This window comes from Rhodopseudomonas sp. NSM, from assembly GCF_052445935.1.
Taxonomy (GTDB): Bacteria; Pseudomonadota; Alphaproteobacteria; order Rhizobiales; family Xanthobacteraceae; genus Rhodopseudomonas.
The window spans coordinates 716,582-738,608 of the sequence record NZ_JBQTCH010000001.1; the positions used below are offsets into that span (position 1 = coordinate 716,582).

19 protein-coding genes and 1 pseudogene are annotated in these 22,027 nt (G+C 66.2%); 9 read left to right on the top strand and 11 right to left on the bottom strand.

Annotated elements, in window-relative coordinates:
• The first annotated feature begins 269 nt into the window (after nucleotides 1-269).
• Nucleotides 270-2,597, top strand: coding sequence for a GAF domain-containing protein (locus tag ACTZWT_RS03220; protein ID WP_444768265.1), 2,328 nt, complete (start codon nucleotides 270-272; stop codon nucleotides 2,595-2,597).
• Between the two features lie 18 nt (nucleotides 2,598-2,615).
• Complete coding sequence (locus ACTZWT_RS03225; protein WP_444768266.1) at nucleotides 2,616-3,287, top strand: response regulator transcription factor; 672 nt, start codon at nucleotides 2,616-2,618, stop codon at nucleotides 3,285-3,287.
• 142 nt (nucleotides 3,288-3,429) lie between these two features.
• Here ACTZWT_RS03225 and ACTZWT_RS03230 read toward each other — a convergent pair whose 3' ends face one another.
• The 11 genes and pseudogenes from ACTZWT_RS03230 to ACTZWT_RS03280 all read right to left on the bottom strand — a co-directional run bounded on the left by ACTZWT_RS03230 (nucleotide 3,430) and on the right by ACTZWT_RS03280 (nucleotide 14,139).
• Entirely contained in the window at nucleotides 3,430-3,678 is a 249-nt protein-coding gene (locus tag ACTZWT_RS03230) for a DUF2249 domain-containing protein (RefSeq protein WP_444768267.1), read from the bottom strand.
• A gap of 44 nt (nucleotides 3,679-3,722) precedes the next feature.
• Nucleotides 3,723-4,949, bottom strand: coding sequence for an NnrS family protein (locus ACTZWT_RS03235; protein WP_444768268.1), 1,227 nt, complete (start codon nucleotides 4,947-4,949; stop codon nucleotides 3,723-3,725).
• A 128-nt stretch (nucleotides 4,950-5,077) separates the two neighbouring features.
• Nucleotides 5,078-5,770 (bottom strand): NnrU family protein, encoded by a 693-nt coding sequence (locus ACTZWT_RS03240; protein ID WP_444768269.1) that lies wholly within the window; start codon nucleotides 5,768-5,770, stop codon nucleotides 5,078-5,080.
• A 269-nt stretch (nucleotides 5,771-6,039) separates the two neighbouring features.
• Nucleotides 6,040-7,692, bottom strand: coding sequence for a phosphoglucomutase (alpha-D-glucose-1,6-bisphosphate-dependent) (gene pgm, locus ACTZWT_RS03245; protein ID WP_444768270.1), 1,653 nt, complete (start codon nucleotides 7,690-7,692; stop codon nucleotides 6,040-6,042).
• A gap of 128 nt (nucleotides 7,693-7,820) precedes the next feature.
• Nucleotides 7,821-8,654, bottom strand: a complete 834-nt coding sequence (locus ACTZWT_RS03250) for an alpha/beta fold hydrolase (protein WP_444768271.1) — start codon at nucleotides 8,652-8,654, stop codon at nucleotides 7,821-7,823.
• Between the two features lie 175 nt (nucleotides 8,655-8,829).
• Nucleotides 8,830-9,204, bottom strand: a complete 375-nt coding sequence (locus ACTZWT_RS03255) for a response regulator (protein ID WP_444768272.1) — start codon at nucleotides 9,202-9,204, stop codon at nucleotides 8,830-8,832.
• Nucleotides 9,205-9,335: 131 nt separating this feature from the next.
• Entirely contained in the window at nucleotides 9,336-10,172 is an 837-nt protein-coding gene (locus tag ACTZWT_RS03260) for a phosphodiesterase (RefSeq protein WP_444768273.1), read from the bottom strand.
• 24 nt (nucleotides 10,173-10,196) lie between these two features.
• Nucleotides 10,197-11,258 (bottom strand): ABC transporter ATP-binding protein, encoded by a 1,062-nt coding sequence (locus ACTZWT_RS03265; RefSeq protein WP_444768274.1) that lies wholly within the window; start codon nucleotides 11,256-11,258, stop codon nucleotides 10,197-10,199.
• Nucleotides 11,255-12,040 (bottom strand): ABC transporter permease, encoded by a 786-nt coding sequence (locus tag ACTZWT_RS03270; protein ID WP_444768275.1) that lies wholly within the window; start codon nucleotides 12,038-12,040, stop codon nucleotides 11,255-11,257. The genes ACTZWT_RS03265 and ACTZWT_RS03270 overlap by 4 nt, the downstream gene beginning before the upstream one ends.
• Before the next feature lie 4 nt (nucleotides 12,041-12,044).
• Nucleotides 12,045-12,860 (bottom strand): ABC transporter permease, encoded by an 816-nt coding sequence (locus tag ACTZWT_RS03275; RefSeq protein WP_444768276.1) that lies wholly within the window; start codon nucleotides 12,858-12,860, stop codon nucleotides 12,045-12,047.
• A gap of 263 nt (nucleotides 12,861-13,123) precedes the next feature.
• Nucleotides 13,124-14,139 (bottom strand): annotated as a pseudogene (locus tag ACTZWT_RS03280) (ABC transporter substrate-binding protein).
• A gap of 376 nt (nucleotides 14,140-14,515) precedes the next feature.
• On the opposite strand from ACTZWT_RS03280, the gene ACTZWT_RS03285 reads away from it, so the two are divergent.
• The 7 genes from ACTZWT_RS03285 to ACTZWT_RS03315 all read left to right on the top strand — a co-directional run bounded on the left by ACTZWT_RS03285 (nucleotide 14,516) and on the right by ACTZWT_RS03315 (nucleotide 22,023).
• Nucleotides 14,516-14,797, top strand: coding sequence for a hypothetical protein (locus tag ACTZWT_RS03285; protein WP_444768277.1), 282 nt, complete (start codon nucleotides 14,516-14,518; stop codon nucleotides 14,795-14,797).
• A 236-nt stretch (nucleotides 14,798-15,033) separates the two neighbouring features.
• The gene (locus ACTZWT_RS03290) at nucleotides 15,034-15,501 is read left to right on the top strand and encodes a hypothetical protein (RefSeq protein ID WP_444768278.1); all 468 of its coding nucleotides are present in this window, start codon (nucleotides 15,034-15,036) and stop codon (nucleotides 15,499-15,501) included.
• Nucleotides 15,502-15,873: 372 nt separating this feature from the next.
• The gene (locus tag ACTZWT_RS03295) at nucleotides 15,874-17,493 is read left to right on the top strand and encodes an ABC transporter substrate-binding protein (protein ID WP_444768279.1); all 1,620 of its coding nucleotides are present in this window, start codon (nucleotides 15,874-15,876) and stop codon (nucleotides 17,491-17,493) included.
• Nucleotides 17,494-17,675: 182 nt separating this feature from the next.
• Nucleotides 17,676-18,689, top strand: a complete 1,014-nt coding sequence (locus tag ACTZWT_RS03300; RefSeq protein WP_444768280.1) for an ABC transporter permease — start codon at nucleotides 17,676-17,678, stop codon at nucleotides 18,687-18,689.
• Nucleotides 18,690-18,694: 5 nt separating this feature from the next.
• On the top strand, nucleotides 18,695-19,624 hold the full coding sequence (locus ACTZWT_RS03305) for an ABC transporter permease (protein ID WP_444768281.1): 930 nt from the start codon (nucleotides 18,695-18,697) through the stop codon (nucleotides 19,622-19,624).
• Between the two features lie 218 nt (nucleotides 19,625-19,842).
• Complete coding sequence (locus ACTZWT_RS03310; RefSeq protein WP_444768282.1) at nucleotides 19,843-21,684, top strand: dipeptide ABC transporter ATP-binding protein; 1,842 nt, start codon at nucleotides 19,843-19,845, stop codon at nucleotides 21,682-21,684.
• 129 nt (nucleotides 21,685-21,813) lie between these two features.
• On the top strand, nucleotides 21,814-22,023 hold the full coding sequence (locus ACTZWT_RS03315; RefSeq protein ID WP_444768460.1) for a DUF4089 domain-containing protein: 210 nt from the start codon (nucleotides 21,814-21,816) through the stop codon (nucleotides 22,021-22,023).
• Nucleotides 22,024-22,027: the final 4 nt, after the last annotated feature.

A 22,027-nucleotide genomic window follows, 5' to 3' on the forward strand; every position in this document is an offset into this window, starting at 1 on the left:
TTTGGTCTCAGCAACTTTCCTGTCCGTCTGATCATCCGTCCGCGCCGTCTCCGCCAGAATCTGGCTTCGGGACGCTGGACCGATGCGGGTTCGTCCAGGCCCGGGTGCCGCCGAGGCTCTCGCCCTGTCGATCACATCCGAGTGATTGTAAGATGATCCTGACACACATCTTTGTCAATTTAACATGACACTGGGGGGTGTCCGTGTCATACCGGACATCCTCAAACCGGTCCGCCGACTCCCGGACACGGAAAATTGAGTAAAATGTGATGCGTTCGGGCATTGACAATTCGGCCGAATTGATGGTCGCAGATCTCGATGCATTCGGCCAGTCCGGATGTGAGCGCGAAGCGATTCATCTGCCCGGCTCGATTCAGCCGCACGGCGCCCTGCTGGCGCTGGCGCCGGACGATCTGCGCATCGTTCACGCCAGCGGCGACACGGCGGTGCTGCTGGGGACGCCGGCCGAATCGCTGCCGGGCCGCGATGCCACCAGCATCCTGTCGTCCGACCAGATCGCGCGGTTGCGCGCCCTGCTCGACCCGGATCGCAGGATCGAGCGGCCACTGCACGCCTTCGCCCTGACCGCGCCCGACGCCACGCCGATCGATGTCGTGGTGCATCAGTCCTCGGGCCTGCTGGTGCTGGAATTCGATCCGCGCCGCGAGCCGGCGCCGGAGAATTCGCTGGCGCTGGTGCAGTCGATGATCCGGCATGTGCAGCGCGCCGGAACCGTGCAGGCGTTCTGCGAGGCGATCGTCGCGGAGGTCCGCGCCGTCACCGGCTTCGAGCGGGTGATGATCTATCGCTTCACCGACGACGGCAGCGGCGAGGTGATGGCCGAAGCCCGCGCGCCCGGCGTCGAGAGTTTCCTCGGGTTGCGCTATCCGGAATCCGATATCCCGAAGCAGGCGCGCGCGCTGTATCTCACCAACTGGATCCGCGCGATTCCCGACGCGCGCTACGCGCCGGCGCCGATCACGCCCGCCGTCAATCCGCGCACCGGCCTGCGGCTCGACCTCAGCCAGAGCGTGATCCGCAGCGTATCGCCGGCGCACCGGGTGTATCTGGCGCATATGGGCGTGGTGGCGTCGATGTCGCTGTCGATCATCCAGCACGGCCAATTGTGGGGCCTGATCGCCTGCCATCACGGCGCGCCGCGCTATCTGCCGTACCGGATGCGCGAGGCGTGCGAGCTGTTCGCCGAGATGGCGTCGTCGCAGCTCGAGGCCAAGGTCGCCGCCGAACAGCTCGAGGCGCGGCTGCGCAGCACCCGGATCCACGAAGAGCTGGTGACGCGGATGAGCCAGGAATCCGACCTCGCCGAAGGTCTGATCCGGTTTCATCCCAATCTGCTCGACTTCATCCCGGGGACCGGCGTCGCGCTGTGGATCGACGGTCAGTTCACCGGCCTCGGCCACACCCCGGACGCCGCCCAGACCGAAGCGCTGATCGGCTGGCTGACGGCCAACTCGAATGACGGCGTGTTTCACACAGACGGCCTGCCGCTGATCTATCCGCCGGCGAAGGCCTATGCCGATTGCGCCAGCGGCCTGATAGCGCTGTCGCTGTCGAAAACGCCGCGCGACTACGTGCTGTGGTTCCGGCCCGAAGTGGTGCGCACCGTCACCTGGGCCGGCAATCCGAACAAGCCGGTCGGTGTCGGCCCGGGCGGCGAATTTCTGACGCCGCGCCGCAGCTTCGCCGCGTGGCAGGAATCGGTGCGGCTGCATGCCGAGCCGTGGCGCGGCTCCGAGATCGAGGCCGCGCACCGGCTGCGGCTGTCGCTGCTCGAGGTGGTGCTGCGGCGGATCGACGGCATCGCCCGCGAACGCAAATCGGCGCGGCTCCTCCAGGAGCAATTGATGCGGCAGGTCGAGCTCGGCCTGCGCCGGTCGCAGGACGTCGCCCAGACCCTGCAGGAAGAGACCCGCCGGCGCGTCTCGGTCGAGGCCGACCTGTCGCAGGTGCTGCGCCGGACGGTCGAGGATCAGGAAGCCGAACGGCTGCGGATCGCGCGCGAATTGCACGATACGCTCGGCCAGTCGCTGACGCTGCTGCAGCTCGGCTTCGACGGCCTCACCAGGGTCGCGCCGGACAATGGCGAATTACAGAGCCGCCTCGCCGGCATGAGAAGCCTCACCGCCGATATCGGCCAGCAGGTCAACCGGCTGGCGTGGGAGATCCGGCCCACCGCGCTCGACGATCTCGGCATCCAGACCGCGATCCAGCATCTGCTCGACGCCTGGAGCGAGAAGGCGCAGGTGCAGTTCGACCTGCACATGACGCTCGGCGACCGGCGGCTGCCGCCGGCGATCGAGACCACCCTTTATCGGGTGCTGCAGGAAGCGCTGACCAACATCGTCCGCCATGCCGCGGCGAGCCATGTCAGCGTCATCCTGCGCTTGTCGGACCAGCAGGTGACGATGGTGGTCGAGGACGACGGCCGCGGCTTCGTCAATCCCGACGCCGGTCGGCCGCCGGAGCGGCTCGGCCTGCTCGGCATCCGCGAACGGCTGACGCTGGTCCGCGGCACGCTCGAGATCGAATCCGCGCCCGGCAAGGGCACCGCTCTGTTCGCACGAATTCCGTTGTAAAGCATGGAAGCACATCCGATGGACCAGCAGGCCCCCTCCCGATTGCGCGTCTTCCTCGCCGACGATCATCCGGTCGTGCTCAGCGGCATGAAGGCACTCGTCGCCGGCGATCCCGCCATCGAGGTCGTCGGCGAGGCGAGCGACGGACCGAACGCGCTGCGCCGCGCGACCGAGCTTCGGCCCGACGTCGCGGTACTCGATCTGTCGATGCCCGGCCTGAACGGCATCGAGGTGGCGCGGAAGTTTCTCGCCGCCTGCCCCGAATGCCGGGTGCTGGTGCTGACCGTGCACGAGGACGGCGCTTACTTGCGCCAATTGCTCGATCTCGGCGTGTCCGGCTACGTGCTGAAGCGCTCGGCCACCGAGGAACTGATCCGCGGCATTCATGCCGTCGGCACCGGCGGGATCTATCTCGATCCGGCGATCGCCGGCCGCGCCATCGGCCGCAGCGCGCCGCATGTGCACGACGGCAGCGAGCACAGCGCGATTTCCGAATTGTCGACCCGCGAGATCGAGGTGCTGCGGCTCGCCGCCGTCGGCCACAGCAACAAGACGATCGCCGCCAAGCTGCAGATCGGCGCCAAGAGCGTCGAGACCTACAAGGCCCGCGGCATGGCCAAGCTCGGCTTCCACAACCGCGTCGAAGTGGTGCGCTTCGCGCTCAGCATGGGCTGGCTGGCGGACCCGTAGATTTACCACACGCCGCATTTCGAAGTCATTCGTCATGGCCGGGCTCGTCCCGGCCATCCACGTCCTTGCTCCCTTGCCACGCTCGATGCGTGGATGCCCGGCACAAGGCCGGGCATGATGAATACTCGAGCGACGAGAACAACTACGCCGCCCGCCGCAGCTCGACCCGCCACACCTCCGGGCCCTGCTCCAGATAGCTCCACTGGCAGTCCTCGCCGTGGACGGATTCGAGGAAGTAGCGCAGCGGCCGCGGGTCGTGATCGACGACGATCTGCAGCCCCTGCCCCGGCTGCAGATTGTCGAACAGCCGCGGAATGATCTCGTGGCGCTGATAGGGCGGGATCTCTCGCACGTCGAGAACGCGCTCGGTGGCGGATACGGCATCGGTCATCATGGTTCTCCTGCGAGGTCAGTCATCGAAGCGCGGCGGCGCCGTCAGTGCGGCTTGCCGCGGGCGAGCAGCGTCGGGCCGTAGCTCAGCGCGAAGCCGAGGAAGGCGACCGACCAGCCGAGCACCGAGACGTGCAGCAAGGGATCGCTCCACGACGGCGCAAGTGCCGCGCCGACCCGCGCTGTCACCGCGACCAGAGCGGCGAGATAGACCACCTGCGTCGGCAGCGACGCCCGCAATGCCTGCCCGGTGTGGCCGAGCGAGGCGCGGGTCATCACCGCGAGCGTCATGATGCCGGCGCCGCCGACCATCCAGGCGTGCATGCCGGCGCTGGGCGGAGCCAGCCCGAACGCCGCGCAGGCGGTGAGCAGGAAGCCGAGCGGCACGAACAGATAGCCGACATGCAGCACCAGCAGCAGCGGTTCCCGCAGCGTGCGGTCACCGGCCCAGCGCGCCAGCCGGACCAGATGCGCCACGCCGGCGAGCGCCAGCGCGGTGCCGGTGACCATGCTGATCGGCAGCACGATCCAGAGTATCAACGTCGCCGCGCTGAAGGCGACGATCGCGATGTCGAGCTTGTTGAACGGAACCGGCAGCCGGCCCGGATTCTCGCGCACCAGCCAGTTGCGGGTGAAGCTCGGCGTGATCCGTCCGCCGATCAGCGAGATCAGCAGGATCACCACGCCGATGCCGGCGCGGATTCCATAATCGGCGGAGCCGTTGAAGTGTGCCTCGAGATGAAAGGCGATGTTGCCGGCGAGCAGCAGCGTCAGCAGCGCGACGACGTTGAGGTTGCTCCAGTTCTTCCCCGCGGCGATTTCGCGCGCGGCCGCCAGCGCGACCAGCGCCATGAAGGAGGCATCGACCAGTAGCGCGGTCAGCCAGCCGGTATCGGACGAGAACGTCACACACAGCCGCCCGGCGAGCCAGGCCATCACCAGCACCAGCAAAGGCTTGCCCTGCAGCGGCAGCCGGCCGGTCCAGTTCGGGATCGCGGTGAGCAGGAAGCCGGTGATCACCGCCGGCAGATAGCCGTACAACATCTCGTGGACGTGCCAGTCGCGCGGCGTGAACGCCGTCTGCAGCGTCAGGTCGCCGTGATACACCGGCAGCCACAGCAGCACCGCCAAAGCGGCGAAGATCGCACCGAGCAGGAAGAACGGCCGGAAGCCGGCGGACAGCAAGGTCCAGCCGCCTTGCGAGCGATAGCGCGGAACAGGTTTTCGCTTGGCCGGACCGGGTGCGGAAGGTTCGATCGTCGTGCTGCTCATGGCGTCCACCGGGATGTGCGCGGCGGTGCTCCGCCAACGTCCGACCGATGTAGGAACAGTCAGCCGGCGCAAGGTTGTGCCAGCGCAAACTCGCGAACGATTTGCGACTGGTTCCGTTTGGAAGCGTTTCAGGGCAGCGGCGAGACGCCGATCACCAGCGGATGCAGCAGCAGCAACACGAGCCAGGCGGCAAGGCCGATCGCAAGACGGACGAGGCTGATCCGCCATGACCGCGGCTTGAAGCGCCCGGCAATCAGCGCCGCGAACGGCCAGAACGAGGTTCGCGCCGCGAGCACGTTCCAGGTTTCAGCGCCGATCCGCCGGCGCTTGCGGCGATCGATGATCGCCATGCCGGCGAGCGCGATCAGCGCGAAGAAGCCGAACAGCAGAACATGGGCGAGATCGCCGTTCGGAACCACATGCGCGGCGGCCCACAACCCGATCGTCCATAGCAGCGGATGCCGGACGAGGCCGACGATGCCCGGCTGCTCCGGATCGAACCGCTTGTTCGGATCGCCGCCGAACGACAGCGGATTGGCGGCGCCGATGCCGAAGGCCGCCAACTGGCAGGCCAGTGGAAGCGTCAGATTCGGCGCCCACATCTGCCAGGGCTCGAACGGCCACAGCTCGACGTAAGGCGCGCGGCCGGTGGCGATGATCAGCCAGGTCAGAACGATCAGCGACTCGACGCTGTAGGCGATCAGGAAGCCGCGCTCGCCGAGCGCGCCCACCAGCCTCTCCCGCACCGCAGGCCGCGCCGGAATGGCATGGCTGAGCAGGAAGACGGCGAACGCCGCGACGAATTCGGTCCAGCCGGTCAACGCATCACCTCAGCCTGCCCATGGTGACGACGCACGCACTCTCACGTCATCTGTGCGAGCAGCACTTTTGATCACTTCGCAAAAGCCGGTTTCGCCGCATAGTCCGTCATGGCCGGGCTTGTCCCGGCCATCCACGTCTTTTCGCGGCTGTCGCTGCAAGGCGTGGATGTCCGGCACAAGGCCGGGCATGACGAGTTTCAATGGAAGTGCCCAAATCCCCGACCGCATTTTCGGTCGGGCTCTCAGGATGACGCTCTTGGGGGCCGCACTCATCCCGCCGCGAACATCGCGCTGAGTGCTGCCTGCGCCTCCTGCTGGATCCGCGTCAGGTGATCGGCGCTGACGAAGCTCTCGGCGTAAATCTTGTAGACCTCCTCGGTGCCGGAGGGCCGCGCCGCGAACCAGCCGTTCGCGGTCGTCACCTTGACGCCGCCGATCGGCTGGTTGTTGCCGGGCGCGTTGGTCAGCGTCGCGGTGACCGGCTCGCCGGCGAGTTCCCGGATGCCGAGCTTGTCGGCGGTCAGCGTCTTGAACAGCGCCTTCTGCACGGCGGAGGCCGGCGCGTCGATGCGCGCGTAGAACGGCGCGCCGAGTTCGCTGGTGAGCTGCTGATAGATGGCGCCGGGGTCTGCCTTGCTGTTCGCGGTGATCTCCGCCGCCAGCAGGCCGAGGATCAGGCCGTCCTTGTCGGTGGTCCAGACGCTGCCGTCGCGGCGCAGGAACGAGGCGCCGGCGCTCTCCTCGCCGGCAAAGCCGAAGCTGCCGCCGATCAGCCCGTCGACGAACCATTTGAAGCCGACCGGGGTCTCCACGACCTTGCGGCCGATCCTGGCGGCGACGCGATCGATCATCGCGCTCGACACCGCGGTCTTGCCGATCGCTGCATTCGCGCTCCATTCGGGCCGGTTGGCGAACAGATAGGCGATCGCCACCGCGAGATAGTGGTTCGGATTCATCAATCCGTTCGAGCGGGTGACGATGCCGTGGCGGTCGGCATCGGTGTCGTTGGCGAAGGCGACATCGAAATCGTCGCGCATCCCGATCAGCCGCGCCATCGCATAAGGCGACGAGCAGTCCATCCGCACCTTGCCGTCCCAGTCCACGGTCATGAAACGGAAGGTCGGATCGACCGCGTCGCTGACGACGGTGGCGTCGATCCTGTAGCGCTCGATGATCGGGTGCCAGTAATGCACCGCGGCGCCGCCGAGCGGATCGATGCCGAGCTTGACGCCGGAGCTGCGGATCGCCTCCATGTCGACGACGTTGGCGAGATCCTCGACATAGGGCGTGACGTAGTCGCGGCGATGGACGTTGTCGGCCTTGCGGGCGCGGGCATAGGGGATGCGCCTGACGCCCTTCAGGCCGCCTTCGAGCAGCGCGTTGGCGGCTTTTTCGATGACGGAGGTGACGTCGGTGTCGGCCGGGCCGCCGTTCGGCGGATTGTACTTGAAGCCGCCGTCCTCCGGCGGATTGTGCGACGGCGTCACCACCACGCCGTCGGCGAGGCCGCTGTCGCGTCCGCGATTATGCGTCAGGATCGCGTGCGAGATCACCGGCGTCGGCGTGTAGCCGCCGTGCTGGTCGATCACCACCTCGACGCCGTTGGCGGCGAACACTTCGAGCGCGCTGACCAGCGCCGGCTCGGCCAGCGCGTGGGTGTCGATGCCGACGAACAAGGGCCCGGTGATCCCGGCGCCGCGACGATGGTCGCACACCGCCTGGCTCACCGCCAGGATGTGCTCCTCGTTGAAGGCGTTGTTGAACGACGAGCCGCGATGGCCGGAGGTGCCGAAGGCGACGCGCTGGGATGCGACTTTCGGATCGGGCTTGCCGGCGAAATACGCCGTCACCAGGCGCGGCACGTTGACCAGATTGTTCGGATCGACGGTCTTGCCCGCCAGCGGGCTTACCTCCGCAGCCATATCGCACTCCATGCCTTGATCAGGGACGCCGGGATCGGACGCGATCCCTCGCCCGCCCGGCGGCGGTCGTCAAGGCCGCGCGGGCTGGACCAACTCCAGCACCGGCGTTTGCAGTGGCGCGGAGGGCGCTACGGCCCCATCGCCCGCGGATCGCTGTTCAGCCGCCGGGTGTCGACCGGACCGATATTGCTGTTGGCGTCTTCCGACAGGAACTGGTCGAGCGTCGCCTGGATCCGCGCCTTGACGCTGTCGGGGCCCCGGTCGCTCATCTCGGTGTGCTGGGCGCCGGTGTCGATGATCTCGATGCCGGCCTGCTTGGCGATGCTCGGATCGGGCAGTACCCCGGGATCGGTCTTGAAATGCGGGTCCTTGGAGCGGAACGACAGAATCTTGGCGATGCCCGAGGTCACGAACGGCACCCGCAGATTGTCCAGCGTCACCACACGCCGCACCAGTTCCGGATGCTGCTGGGCGAAGAACATCGAGATGTCGCCGCCGTTGGAGTGGCCGACCAGCGTGAGATGCTGGTAATCGGCGTTCGGGACGATCTTCTTGAGCTGGTTGATGGCGAAGAAGATGTTCTTCTCGCCGCGCTCATAGACCGCCAGCCGCCCGACATAGAGCGAGCCCTGATGCGTCATCAGGGGCGCGTCGGTCGGCAGGTCGTGCTGGATGCTCGCCACCAGATAGCCGCGCGCGGCGAGCACGTTGGCCAGAAACGAGTACTCGGTGTTCTTGACGGTGTTGCCGTGGCTGACGATGGCGACGGGCAGCGTCGACAGGCCGGCCTCCGACTTCATCTCGGCGTCACGCCGCACAGCGAGATAGACCGCGATCGGGCGCTTCCGCGCCTCGTCGTAGAAGCTCAGCGTCTCGTGCCTGATCGCCCAATGGCTGAACGTGAAATACGCAGCGGCAGCCACTGCGCTCAGCCCGAGAAACACTGTCAAAGGTCGTTTCATCGATGATCCGTTGCGGCCCGATACCTGAAGAAACTCTGTCGAACTCTATTTGGGCCGTCAGACTAGCGCGGAAAGACCATCGATTAGAACAAGATAGATTAAATTTTGGAAACCGCGACTTTCGCTGCAGCGCAAAACGCCACAGGTCGCGCAACAGTCCGGAGGAGAAGCCCGGTCAGGTGGTGAGTTCGGTCAACAAGTTCATAACCTGGCCCGAAGTGTACGGCTTGGCCAGAAAGCGGCCGCCGTCCGGCAGGTCGGTGCCGGAGACTTTGACCCGCCCCGACGTCGCGATGATCTTGATCGGCGGCCAGCGGCCGCTAACTGCGCGCGCCAGTTTCAGCCCATCCATCGACCCGGGAATCTGGATATCCGTGAAGACCACGCGGATGTCGTCGCGGCTCTCGAGAATAGCGATCGCGTCGTCGGCATTGCTCGCCTCGATCACCTCGAATCCCGCCTCCTCGATGATGTCGACCGCGTTCATGCGCAGAAGCGCCTCGTCTTCCACGACGAGGACCACAGGCTTCGTGCTCGTCAACTCCGGCATTCTTTGACCTCATGTAGAGGTCAGTCAAAGGTTCTGACGGTCGATCGTTCCGGGCGGGATGCGAGAATGAACTATTGGACTTACGCGTGTCGCCAATCTTCTCGATTAGTTCCGGGACGGCGGAGCGGAACTCACAGCAGCTTTCCGTCGGGACCGAAGAACGGATGCGGGCCGTCGTAAGCGCCGATCGGGATTTGGTGGGTGACGAGGTCGCCGAAGCTGTCGTCGGCGAACCAGGCGTGCAGATGAAACGCCGGCGGCTCGATCCGGAACGAAGGTTCGAGCAGTTCGCCGAGATCGAGCGCCACCGCGTGGTTCGGCGCGGGGCAGATCGTGGCCGGCACGCCGGCGAATTGCGTCAGCGTGGCCCGATGGACGTGGCCCGCGGCCACCAGCTTGACCCATGGATAGCGCTCGACGATCGTCGCGAATGCGGCGGCGTTGCGCAAATTCTGGCGGTCCATGTGCCAGATCCCGGTGCGGAACGGCGGATGATGCAGGAACAGCAGCGCCGGCCGCCGGTCGGACGACGACAACACGGCATCGAGCCATTGCAGCGTATCGTCGTCGAGTTCGCCGTGCGGCTGGCCGTTCACGCTGGAATCCAGCAGCACGACGTCGACGTCGCCGACCGGCTGCACCTGATTGAGCGCGCCCTCGGCCGGAAACAAAGGCTGGGCGAACGCCGTGCGCATCAGATCGCGCGAATCGTGATTGCCCGGCACGGCGACCAGCGGAATCTGCAGCGGCGCCAGCAACCGCGTCAGATGCGCGTATTCCTCCTCGGTCGGCGAGTCGGCGAGATCACCGGAAATCACCACGAGGTCGGGCCGCGGCGCCAGCGCGTTCAGCGTGGCGACGCAGCGCTCCAGCGCGCGCGCGGTGTCGACCTTGCCGTAAGCGAGGCTGTCCGGCGCCTTGATATGCAGATCGGAAATCTGCGCGATCAGAATCGGCTTGTGCGCCATCGTCGTCTCCTTGTCAGTCGTGTCTCATGAGCCGTCCGGCAGCAACCGGATTGCCTCCGGCGCCACCGCGAGCCCGATCCGGTCGCCGGTCCGGATCGCCGCGGCGTTCGAAGCATCGATCGACAACGGCCGCTCGGCCGCGCCCGTCACCACGACACGCTGGCGATCGCCGACGAAGCTGACGCTGTCGACGATTCCGGTCAGCGTCGCCGCGTCCGGCGGAACGATCGCGATCGTCTCCGGCCGGATCATCGCCACCACCCGCGGCCGCGAACTGCCGTCGGCGAGCGCCAGCCGCCCGCCCGGCAGCCGAAGATGGCCGTCGGCGATCCCGGCTTCGAGGATGTTGGCGGCGCCGACGAACTCCGCCACGAAGCGGCTGGTCGGCCGGAAGTAGATCTCGCGCGGCGCGCCGATCTGCGCGATCGCGCCCTTGCTCATCACCACGATGCGGTCGCCGAGTTCCATCGCTTCGGACTGATCGTGGGTGACGTAGATCGTAGTGATGCCGAGCGAGCGCAGCAGCCGGTTGAGCTCGCCGCGCAGACGGTCCCGAAGCGCAGCGTCGAGCGCGGTGAGCGGTTCGTCGAGCAGCAGGATGCCGGGCCTGATCGCGACCGCGCGCGCCAGCGCCACGCGCTGGCGCTGGCCGCCGGAGAGCTGGTCGATCCGGCGGCTTTCGAGCCCGGTGATGTTGGTCAGCGCGACCAGTTCGGCGACCCGCGCCGCGCGCTCCGGCTTCGCCACGCCGCGGATCTTCAGCCCGTAGCCGATATTGTCGGCGACGGTCATGTTCGGGAACAGCGCGTAGGATTGAAACACCATGCCGACATTGCGCTGCTCGATCGGCACCCGCGTCATGTCGGCGCCGTCGAACAGCACGCGGCCGCCGGCATCGGCCTGTTCGAGGCCGGCGATGATCCGCAGCATCGTGGTCTTGCCGCAACCGCTTGGGCCGAGCAGCACCAGCGTCTCGCCGCGCGCGATGTCGAGCGTCGCCGGCTCCAGCGCCCGTGTGCCGTCCGCAAAGGTCTTGCCGCAAGCCTCGATCCGCACCGCCACGCCGTGTCCCGCATCCGCCTTCATGATTTGGGCTCCCGCTCGGCCAGCAATTGCATCGCCACCAGCAGCGGGACGATCATGATGAAGAAAATCAGCGTGTAGGCCGAGGCCACTTCGAGCCGCATCGAGGCATAGGCGTCGGCGAGCCCGACCGGCAGCGTCTTGGTCATCGGCGTGTGCAGCATCCAGGTCAGGTTGAATTCGCCGAGCGACAGCGTGACCACCATCAGCGAGCCGGCGAGAATACCCGGTCGCGCATTCGGCACGATGACATCGACGAACCGCCGCCACGGCGATGCGCCGAGCGAGGCGGCGCCCTCGTCGAGCGTGCGGATGTCGATAGTGGCGAACACCGCCATCACCGAGCGCGCCATGAACGGCATCGTGAACACCACATGGCCGGCGAGAATGAACAACCACGATCGCCGGAACGTGCCGAAGCCGCCGTAAGTCAGCAGCAGCGCCAGCGCGATGGCGAGGCCCGGGATCGCCAGCGGTAGCGTGATGATCTCCTCGATCAGCCGCGACAGCCGGCCGCCGCGCACATGCAGCGCGTAGGCCGCCGGCACCCCGACGACCAGCGTCACCGCCAGCGTCGCGAACGCGATCACGAACGACAGCAGGATGGTGTCGGCATAGAGCTCCCACACCTGCACGACCCACTGCAGCGTCACCCCCGACGAGATGCCGCGGAAGTAGTTCACAGTAACGCCGGCCATGATCGACAGCAGCGCCGGCACCACCAGAAACGCCGCGACCAGCAGCGTGAACAGCAATTGTCCGGTGAAGATCAGGCGATCGCGCATACTGCTAACCGGTCGCCGCGACGGTGCCGCCGCTGAGCGAGCGCGCCAGCGCCAGCATCGCCCAGGAGATCAGCCCGAGGCCGATCGACAGCGACGCCGCGGTGGCGAAATTCGCCGCCAGCGTGAACTCGGTGTAGATCAGCATCGGCAGCACGTCGATATTGGTGGCCAGCGTGAAGGCGGTGCCGAACGCGCCCATCGCGGTCGCAAACGCGATCGCGCCGGAGGCGACGAAGGCCGGCCCCAGCGCCGGCAGCACGACGTCGCGCTGCACCGCCCACGGGCTGGCGCCGAGCGATCGCGCGGCCTCCTCGAGGCCGGGATCGAGCTTCTGCACCGCCGCCATGATGGTGAGGATGACGCGCGGGATCGAGAAATACAGATAGCCCAGGAACAGCCCCCAGATCGAATAGGCGAACACCAGCTTGCCACCGCCGAGCAGCCGCGTGACGTCGCCGATCAGCCCCTGGCGTCCGGCCAGCAGGATGATCAGGAAGCCGATCACCACGCCCGGAAACGCCAGCGGGAAGGTCAGCATCGCGACCAGCACCGCGCGGCCGGGGAAGCGATGCCGCTGCAGGAAGATCGCCGCGATGGTGGCGATCACCAGCGTCGCCAGCGTGGTCGCACTCGCCAACACAACGGTGTTGATCAGCGTGGCGCGGTAGCGCGGCTCGAGCACGATCGCCAGATAGCCGGCGACACCCTGCGGCCCTTCGGCGCCGACCACCACCAGCCGGGCCATCGGCAGCACGAAGAACGCGACGGTCAGCACCACGAGGGGAGCAAGGCAGGCGAGCGCGAAGGATCGTTGCGACATCAGGGCCACGCCAACAGTATTTTCAGCATTCCAGCAGCATTCTCAACTACGCACTCGACCTTGGTCATGGCGGGCTGGTTGCCCCTGCGGGCAGAGACCCCCTCGTCGCGAAGGGCCCGGCCATCCACGCCTTTCTTCTCTTCACCGCCCCAAGACGTGGATGCCCGGCACAAGGCCGGGCATGACGGGGAGATGCTTGCATTCTGCCGCGAACGTTCAGCGGCATGCGCGCCGACGGGAGACGACCGCGAGATCGAACTCCCTCACCGCACCTCGGCCAGATAGCGGTCGGTGAACGCCTTCTGCGCGGCTTCCATCTTCGCCCAGTCGACGCTTTTTGCACGGGCGTAGTCGCTGTCCGGCAGGAACTTCGACTTCACCGCCTCGGGCAGTTCGATCGGCCGCGCCGGCCGCAGATAGGCATTGGTCCAGATCGCCTGGCCCTTGTCGGACAACAGATAGTCCATCACCTTCTTGGCCTTCTCGGCATTCGGCGCGCCCTTGGTCAGGCTGACCACATAGGGAAACACCACCGAGCCCTCGCACGGAATCACGAAGGCGAACTTGCTCTTCTCGGTGTATTTGGCGCGATAGGCGTTGAAATCGTAGTCGAACAAGATCGGGATTTCGCCCGACACCACGCGCGCATAAGAGGTCTGCTTCGGCACGATGGCGTCGTTGCCGTGCAGCGCCTTGAAGAAGTCGATCGCCGGCGAGAAATCGCCGTCGCTGCCGCCGAGCGCGAGATTGACCGCGACCGCACCGACATAACCGACCGCCGCCGACGGCGGATCGAGATAGCCGACCATGCCCTTGTAGTCGGGCTTCAGCAGATCCTTCCAGCACGCCGGCACCGGCTTGCCGCCGAGCGCTTCGACATTGACGAACAGGCCGAGCGTGCCGGAATGGATCGCGGTCCAGTCGCCGTCCGGGTCCTTGAGCCCGGCCGGAACCTCGCTCCAGTGCTGCGGCTCTGCGGCTTGTACGGCTGGGTGACGCCCTGTGCCTTCGCCTTCATGCCGAAATTGACGCCGAAATAGCCGATATCGGCGACCGGATTGCTCTTCTCGGCCAGCAATTGCGACAGCGCCTGGCCGGAGTTCTTGTTGTCGAACGGAATGTCGTAGCCGAGATCAGTCTTGATGGCCTTCAGCATCGACGCCCAATCGGCCCATTGCGGCGGGCAGTTGTAGCAGATCACGTCCGCGGCTTTCGCAGGCTGGGCGACGGCGAACAGCGACAGCGCGATCAGCGCCGCGGCGAAGCGAGCAATCTTCATGATATCTCCCGATGATCCAGGCGTCGCGAACGGGGTACCTTCGCAACGCTTGGCTTCACCTAACGGCCGCAGATGACAGGTTTGCGACAGGCGCCGATCTGCCCAGCGCGGGCACGCCCGCGACATCCGGGGGCCGTGGAACTTTCGTTGCTCGCAGCGATTGAACCGCGGGACCTGAGGATCCGGAAAATTGCCCGCTTTCGGAGACCGCGCAGAGTTCAGAAGCCAGCCGCTTAGCTCGGCTCACGCGCTGAATATCTGGTTCCCGGTGCAGAACTGATCAGTTTCGACTGACGCGCGGAAGTAAGAGATCAGGCCCGATCGAATGGTTGGCGTGTGAATTAGCGACGGGCTTCAGAGCAAGGAAACGTTGTCGATGCCGATGTCCACAAAGACCAATGCTTGCAGACCTTGGGATGACGAGCAGGTGCAGCGTCTCAAGGAACTGATTGCCAGCGGAGCGTCCGCCGTGCGGGCGGCGGCAGCGCTGAAGCGGGCGCGGTCCTCCGTCCAGGTGAAGGCTCGAAAGATCGGAATGCCGTTCATGGCAAGCCGGGACGCGAAGCGGCTGCGCGACGCCAAGATTGCGGAGGCCGAGAACAGGCCGCTGCGGACGCATGCCGCGCCCGCGAGCGTTGAGCCGACCCAGCAAAACTGAACGGCGGCAGAGCCGACGCGATGCTGTCACGTCGCGACAGGTCGCCGCACCCAGCGTGCTAATCCCGGCATTTTCCCCATCCGGCTACCTTTAGTCGAATGGCTAGGCACGCGAACGAGTAGCAGTCAATATTTTTGCGGTGTATTCACAGAATTCAGCACATACTCGGCACGGCTCATGCCGCCCAACGAATCAAATTGGAAAGGCACCCGCAAAGCGGGTGATAGGGTAACCCGATGCAATACTGGATCATTGCATTCACCGCCGCTCTCATCGTGGTGATCGGCTACGCGGCCGGCCCCGTCGGCGCCGTGATTTCGCTGCTCGCATTCGCGGGCTCATTGTACCTGATGTGGGCTCGCAAGCTCGGCTTCCGCGGCGCCTGGACCCGGTTCGGTCTCGATCGCTTCACCGCGCCGTTCTGGAAGGGCGAGAACTGGGAGCGCTTCAACGCGCTGTTCACCGACAGCGAGAGCGTCGTGAAGGCCGGCACCATTGCGGTGGCCCTGATCGCGCTGTCGCTGATCCTGCCGGCAGGCCAGGTCGGACTGATCGCACTGGTCGTCGCCGCGTGGTACGCGTTCGAGGTGTATCGCAGCCATCGCCCGGTGGTGCGCCCGACGGTCGCGATCGAGTCCAACCCGGTCGGTGATCAGGTGATCTACGCCTCGGCGCCCCGCACCGAGGCCGCCAAAATGAACTGACCCTCCGAGCCAGCGGCGGATTTGTCCGCGGCTGGTTTTCGACGTGAAACATCCAACGGCGGCAGGGCCAACCTGCCGCCGTTCGCGTTTGATGCTCCTGCCGACAGTTCCGAGCCCGGGATGCGGCCGAATCCCTCCTGAGCGTTACCCGCTGCTTTGATGCTCAGACGGCAGATTTGCACATATTATGTGCATCATAGAGCTCTTTGTATGCAATGCCCGCGCTGTCCTGCGACGTTCCCCACGGACCGGCCGCACGCAATTATATTCACATTTTCAAAAGCTTAAACATGCTCTGCGGGCGCTGCGCCCTGCTGGCATGAAGTTTGCGATCCAGGTTCCGACCCGAGTCCTCTTGCCCTGGAGTGTTTTATGAAGCGTCGCGATTTTCTCAAATCCGCCACCGCCCTTGCCGCCGGCGCGATGGTGCCGGCGCCCGCGATCTGGTCCGCCGCCAAGGCGGACGCGCGGTCGGAGTCCCTGCTGGTGGTGTCCGAAAGCGGCCCGAACAATCTCGACATCCACGGCATCGGCACCAACGTGCCGGGCTACGAGGTATCCTGGAACTGCTACGACCGGCTGATCACCCACGAGATGAAGGAAGGCCCCGGCGGCGTTCCCTACTACGACAAGGACAAGTTCAAGGGCGAACTCGCCGAGGACATGGTGGTCGGCGACATGTCGGCGACCTTCAAGCTGAAGAAGAACGCGACTTTCCAGGACGGCACCCCGGTCACCGCCAAGGACGTGAAGTGGTCGCTCGACCGCTCGGTCAGCGTCGGCGGCTTCCCGACCTTCCAGATGAGCGCCGGCTCGCTGACCAAGCCCGAGCAGTTCGTGGTGGTCGACGATCACACCGTGCGGGTGGATTTTCTCAGGAAGGACAAGCTCACGATTCCCGACCTCGCGGTGATCGTGCCCTGCGTCGTCAATTCCGGACTGGTGAAGAAGCACGCCAGCGAGAAGGACCCGTGGGGCCTCGAATACACCAAGCAGAACACCGCCGGCTCCGGCGCCTATCGCGTGGTGAAGTGGACCGCCGGCACCGAAGTGATCATGGAGCGCAACGACAAATGGGTCGGCGGCCCGCTGCCGAAGATCAAGCGCGTGATCTGGCGGATGGTGCCGCAGGCCGGCAACCGCCGCGCCCTGCTGGAGCGCGGCGACGCCGACATCTCGTATGAGTTGCCGAACCAGGACTTCGCCGAGATGAAGCGCGACGGCAAGATCAACGTCGTGTCGCTGCCGATCAGCAACGGCATCCAGTATCTCGGCATGAACGTCAGCCAGCCGCCGTTCGACAATCCGAAGGTGCGCGAGGCGGTCGCCTATGCGGTGCCGTATCAGAAGATCATCGACGCGGTGATGTTCGGCCTCGCCAATCCGATGTTCGGCGCCGCCGCCGACAAGGCGACCGAAGTGAAGTGGCCGCAGCCGACCAAGTACAACACCGACATCGCCAAGGCCAAGGCGCTGATGGCGGAAGCGGGCCACGCCGCCGGCTTCGACACCACGCTGTCGTTCGACCTCGGCTTCGCCGGCGTCAACGAGCCGATGTGCATCCTGATCCAGGAGAGCCTCGCGCAGATCGGCATCCGCTGCACGATCAACAAGATCCCCGGCGCCAACTGGCGCACCGAGCTGAACAAGAAGGTGCTGCCGCTCTACGTCAACATCTTCTCGGGCTGGCTCGATTATCCGGAGTACTTCTTCTACTGGTGCTACCGCAGCGGCAATTCGATCTTCAACACCATGAACTACAACTCGCCCGAGATGGACAAATTGATCGAAGGCGCCCGCGTCGCCGCCGCGGCCGGCGACATGCCGACCTACGACAGCGACGTCAAAGGCTTCGTCGACCTGGCGTTCAAGGACATCCCGCGCGTGCCGCTGTACCAGCCCTATCTCAACGTCGCGATGCAGAAGAACATCTCCGGCTTCGCCTACTGGTTCCACCGCCGGCTCGACTACCGCACGATGGTGAAGGGCTGAGGGCACCTGCATGGATGCCATGGCAACGCCCTCGGCCTTTGCCGTCATCCTGAGGTGCGCGCCCTTGCGCGCCTCGAAGGATGACCCGATGGGCGTCGCCTTCACACCATCCTTCGAGGCGCGCCGCCAAGGCGGCGCGCACCTCAGGATGACGCCCTGCCCGCGTTTGGAGCTTTAGAACGATGCTCACCCTGATCGCCAAGCGCCTGATGTTCGCGATCCCCAGCCTGATCGGCGTGGTGATCGTCACTTTCCTGCTGACCCGCGCGCTGCCCGGCGATCCGGCGGCGTATTTCGCCGGGCCTGCGGCCAGCAAGGAGGCGATCGAGCAGATCCGCCAGAAGCTCGGCCTCGACAAGTCGCTGGCCGAACAATTCGTCCGCTACACCACCGAGCTCGCCCAGGGCGACCTCGGCCAGTCGCTGACCACCGGCCAGCCGGTCGCAACCGAGATCCGCAACCGGCTGCCGGCCTCCGCCGAGCTGACGCTGCTCGGCCTCGCGCTGGCGATCGTGATCGCGATCCCGCTCGGCATCATGGCGGCGACGCGGCCGGGCTCGTGGATCGATCACATCTGCCGCGTCACCACCACGGCCGGCGTCTCGCTGCCGGTGTTCTTCACCGGGCTGCTGCTGGTCTATGTGTTCTACTTCAAGCTCGGCTGGTCGCCCGCCCCCCTCGGCCGGCTCGACGTGTTCTATTCGGCGCCGCCGACCATCACCGGCTTCTATCTGATCGACAGCCTGATCGCGCGCGATCTCGAGACTTTTCGCTCGGCGCTGAGCCAGCTTTTGCTTCCGGCGCTGACGCTGGCGATCTTCTCGCTGGCGCCGATCGCGCGCATGACCCGGGCCTCGATGCTGGCGATCCTGTCGTCGGATTTCGTCCGCACCGCGCGCGCCTCCGGCCTGTCGCCCACCAAGGTGACGATGACCTACGCGTTCCGCAACGCGATGCTGCCGGTGATCACCACGCTCAGCATGGTGTTTTCGTTCCTGCTCGGCGCCAATGTGCTGGTCGAGAAGGTGTTCGCCTGGCCGGGCATCGGCTCCTACGCGGTCGAGGCGCTGATCTCGTCGGACTTCGCCCCGGTGCAGGGCTTCGTGCTCACCATGGCGATCATGTACGTGTTGCTAAACCTGGTGATCGACATTCTCTACGGCGTGATCGATCCGCGCGTGCGGCTGGAGGGATAATGGACATGAGCAGCGTCGCGCCCCCGATCGACAAAACCGCCACGCCATCAAAGGCCGCAGAGGCCGCGCGACCGGCGCGGCGCTCCGGCCTCGTCGAGATGATCGCCCACACCCGCTACGTGCTCGGCGACAACCGCGTCACCGCCTTCGCCTTCGGCCTGCTGGTGGTGATCGTGTTCGCCGCACTGTTCGGCCCGTACGTCGTGCCGTACGACCCGATGGCCAGCAACACCGCGCAGGCGCTGAAGCCGCCGTCCGCGGCGCACTGGTTCGGCACAGACCAGCTCGGCCGCGACATCTTCAGCCGGGTCGTCGTCGCCACCCGGCTCGATCTGTTCATCGCGGTCGCCTCGGTCGTGCTGGTGTTCCTGATGGGCGGCCTCGCCGGCATCGCGGCGGGTTACTTCGGCGGCTGGACCGACCGCATCGTCGGCCGCATCGCCGACACCATCATGGCGTTTCCGCTCTTCGTGCTGGCGATGGGTATCGTCGCGGCGCTCGGCAACACTGTACAGAACATCATCATCGCCACCGCGATCGTGAACTTCCCGCTCTACGCGCGCGTCGCCCGCGCCGAAGCCAACGTCCGCCGCGACGCCGGCTTCGTGATGGCGGCGCGACTCTCCGGCAACAGCGAAATGCGCATCCTGCTGGTGCACATCCTGCCGAACATCATGCCGATCATGATCGTGCAGATGTCGCTGACGATGGGCTACGCCATCCTCAACGCCGCCGGCCTGTCCTTCATCGGCCTCGGCGTCCGTCCGCCGACGGCAGAATGGGGCATCATGGTCGCCGAGGGCGCGAGCTTCATGGTGTCGGGCGAATGGTGGATCGCGCTGTTCCCCGGCCTCGCGCTGATGACCGCCGTGTTCTGCTTCAACCTGCTCGGCGACGGCCTGCGCGACATCTTCGACCCGCAGCGGAGGACGTGAGCGATGACCACTGTCCTTCCACGTGCACAGCCTAACCTCTCCCCGCTCTGCGCGGGGAGAGGTCGACCGGCGAAGCGCAGCGCAGCCGGTCGGGTGAGGGGCCGGGCACTGAGCCCAACTCAATCGCTGCACCCGCTGGGCCGCAGCAGCCCCTCACCCCAACCCTCTCCCCGCAACAGCGGGGCGAGGGAGCGCGCCGTGCTTGTGGAGATGTCGTCATGACCACCCAACCTCTCCTCGACGTCCGTGACCTCACCGTCGAATTCGCCACCCGCCGCGGCATCGTCACGGCGGTGCAGCACGTCGATATCTCGGTCGGCAAGGGCGAGACGCTGGCGATCGTCGGCGAAAGCGGCTCCGGAAAGTCGGTGACGTCCTATGCGGTGATGCGGATTCTCGACCGCGCCGGCAGGATCGCCGAAGGCTCGGTGATGTTCGGCGGCATCGACATCAAGGCCGCGACCGAAGACCAGATGCGCGACCTGCGCGGCCGCGAGATCTCGATGATCTTCCAGAACCCGCGCGCCGCGCTCAATCCGATCCGCAAGGTCGGCGACCAGATCGAGGACGTGCTGCGCCAGCACGTGCAGTCGACCTCGTCCGACCGCGGCGAGAAGGCGATCGCCGCACTGGAGGCGGTGAAGATCGCGCGGCCGCGCGAGCGCTACCACGCCTATCCGTTCCAGCTCTCCGGCGGGATGTGCCAGCGCGTCGTGATCGCGCTGGCGCTGGCCTGCAATCCGCAATTGCTGATCGCCGACGAGCCGACCACCGGCCTCGACGTCACCACGCAGAAGGCGGTGATGGACCTGATCGTCGAACTGACGCGTAGTCGTGGCCTGTCGACGATCCTGATCACCCACGACCTCGGCCTCGCCGCCGCCTATTGCGACCGCGTCGTGGTGATGGAGAAGGGCCGCGTCGTCGAGACCGCGCTGGCCGCCGACATCTTCGCCAACCCGCAGCACCCCTATACGAAGAAGCTGATGCGCGCGACGCCGCGGCTCGGCGTGAGTTTGCGCGAGCTGTTGCCTGAGGAGGAGCGTGCGGAGATGGCATCCCTCACCTCGCCCCGCGCGCGGGGAGAGGTCGGATCAGCGCGCAGCGATGATCCGGGTGAGGGGGCGTCTCCACGAGTCGCAGCGCTCGGCCGCTCGGAGACGCCCCCTCACCCCGACCCTCTCCCCGCACGCGGGGAGAGGGAGCAGGCCACCCCCCTCCTCTCCGTCGAAAAGCTCGTCAAGGAATATCCGCGCCAGGGCGCGACCGCCGTGCTCGGCAAACTGTTTTCGCGCGGTCCCACGGTCGAGCCCGATGTCTTCCGCGCCGTCGACGGCATCAGCTTTACGGTCGGCCATGGCGAGAGCGTCGGGCTTGTCGGCGAATCCGGCTGCGGCAAGTCGACGACCTCGATGATGGTGATGCGGCTCTTGGATCAGACCTCGGGGCGGATCAGTTTCGACGGCGAGGAGATCGGCGCCATCCTGCCGGGACGTTTCGCGCGGCTGCCGCAGCGCAAGGCGATCCAGATGGTGTTTCAGGATCCGACCGACAGCCTCAACCCGCGCTTCACCGCGGCGCGCGCGATCGCCGATCCGATCATGCAGCTCGGCGACGTCAAGGGCCGCGACGCGCTGCGCGCGCGCTGCGAAGACCTCGCCGAGCAGGTCGGCCTGCCGCTCGATCTGCTCGACCGCTTTCCGCACCAGCTCTCCGGCGGCCAGAAGGCCCGCGTCGGCATCGCCCGCGCCATCGCGCTTGAGCCGAAGCTGATCATCCTCGACGAACCCACCGCCGCGCTCGACGTTTCGGTGCAGGCCGTGGTGCTGAACCTGCTGCAGGATCTCAAGCAGTCGATGGGAATGAGCTATCTGTTCGTGTCGCACGACCTCAACGTGGTGCGCCTCCTGTGCGATCGTGTCATCGTGATGCGCGCGGGCCGGATCGTCGAGCAGGGAACGTCCGAGCAGGTACTCGGCGCCCCGCAGGACGCCTACACCCGCGAACTTTTGACCGCGATCCCGCATCCGCCGCTGCCGTCTTCGGCGACGGTGCGCTGATGGTTGGCGCGAAACTTCTCCACTGTCATTCCGGGACGCGCCCCTTGGCGCGGGCCCGGAATCCATACTCCCTGGCGGTGGTTATGGATTCCGGATTCGCGCTACGCGCGCCCCGGAATGACGAACTTAATGCTCTGCAGATTTCAAAAGGTTGAAGCCTTGACCGATTCCCTCGACACCTACATCGACGCCGCGGCCGCCGCGCTGGGGCTCGCCATCGATCCCGCCTGGAAGCCCGCCGTGCGTGCCAATCTCGAGACCTCGCTCAGGCTGGCGCGGCAGGTTGATGAGTTTCCGCTTCCCGATGAGACCGAACCCGCGAGTGTGTTCAGTGCCTGATAGC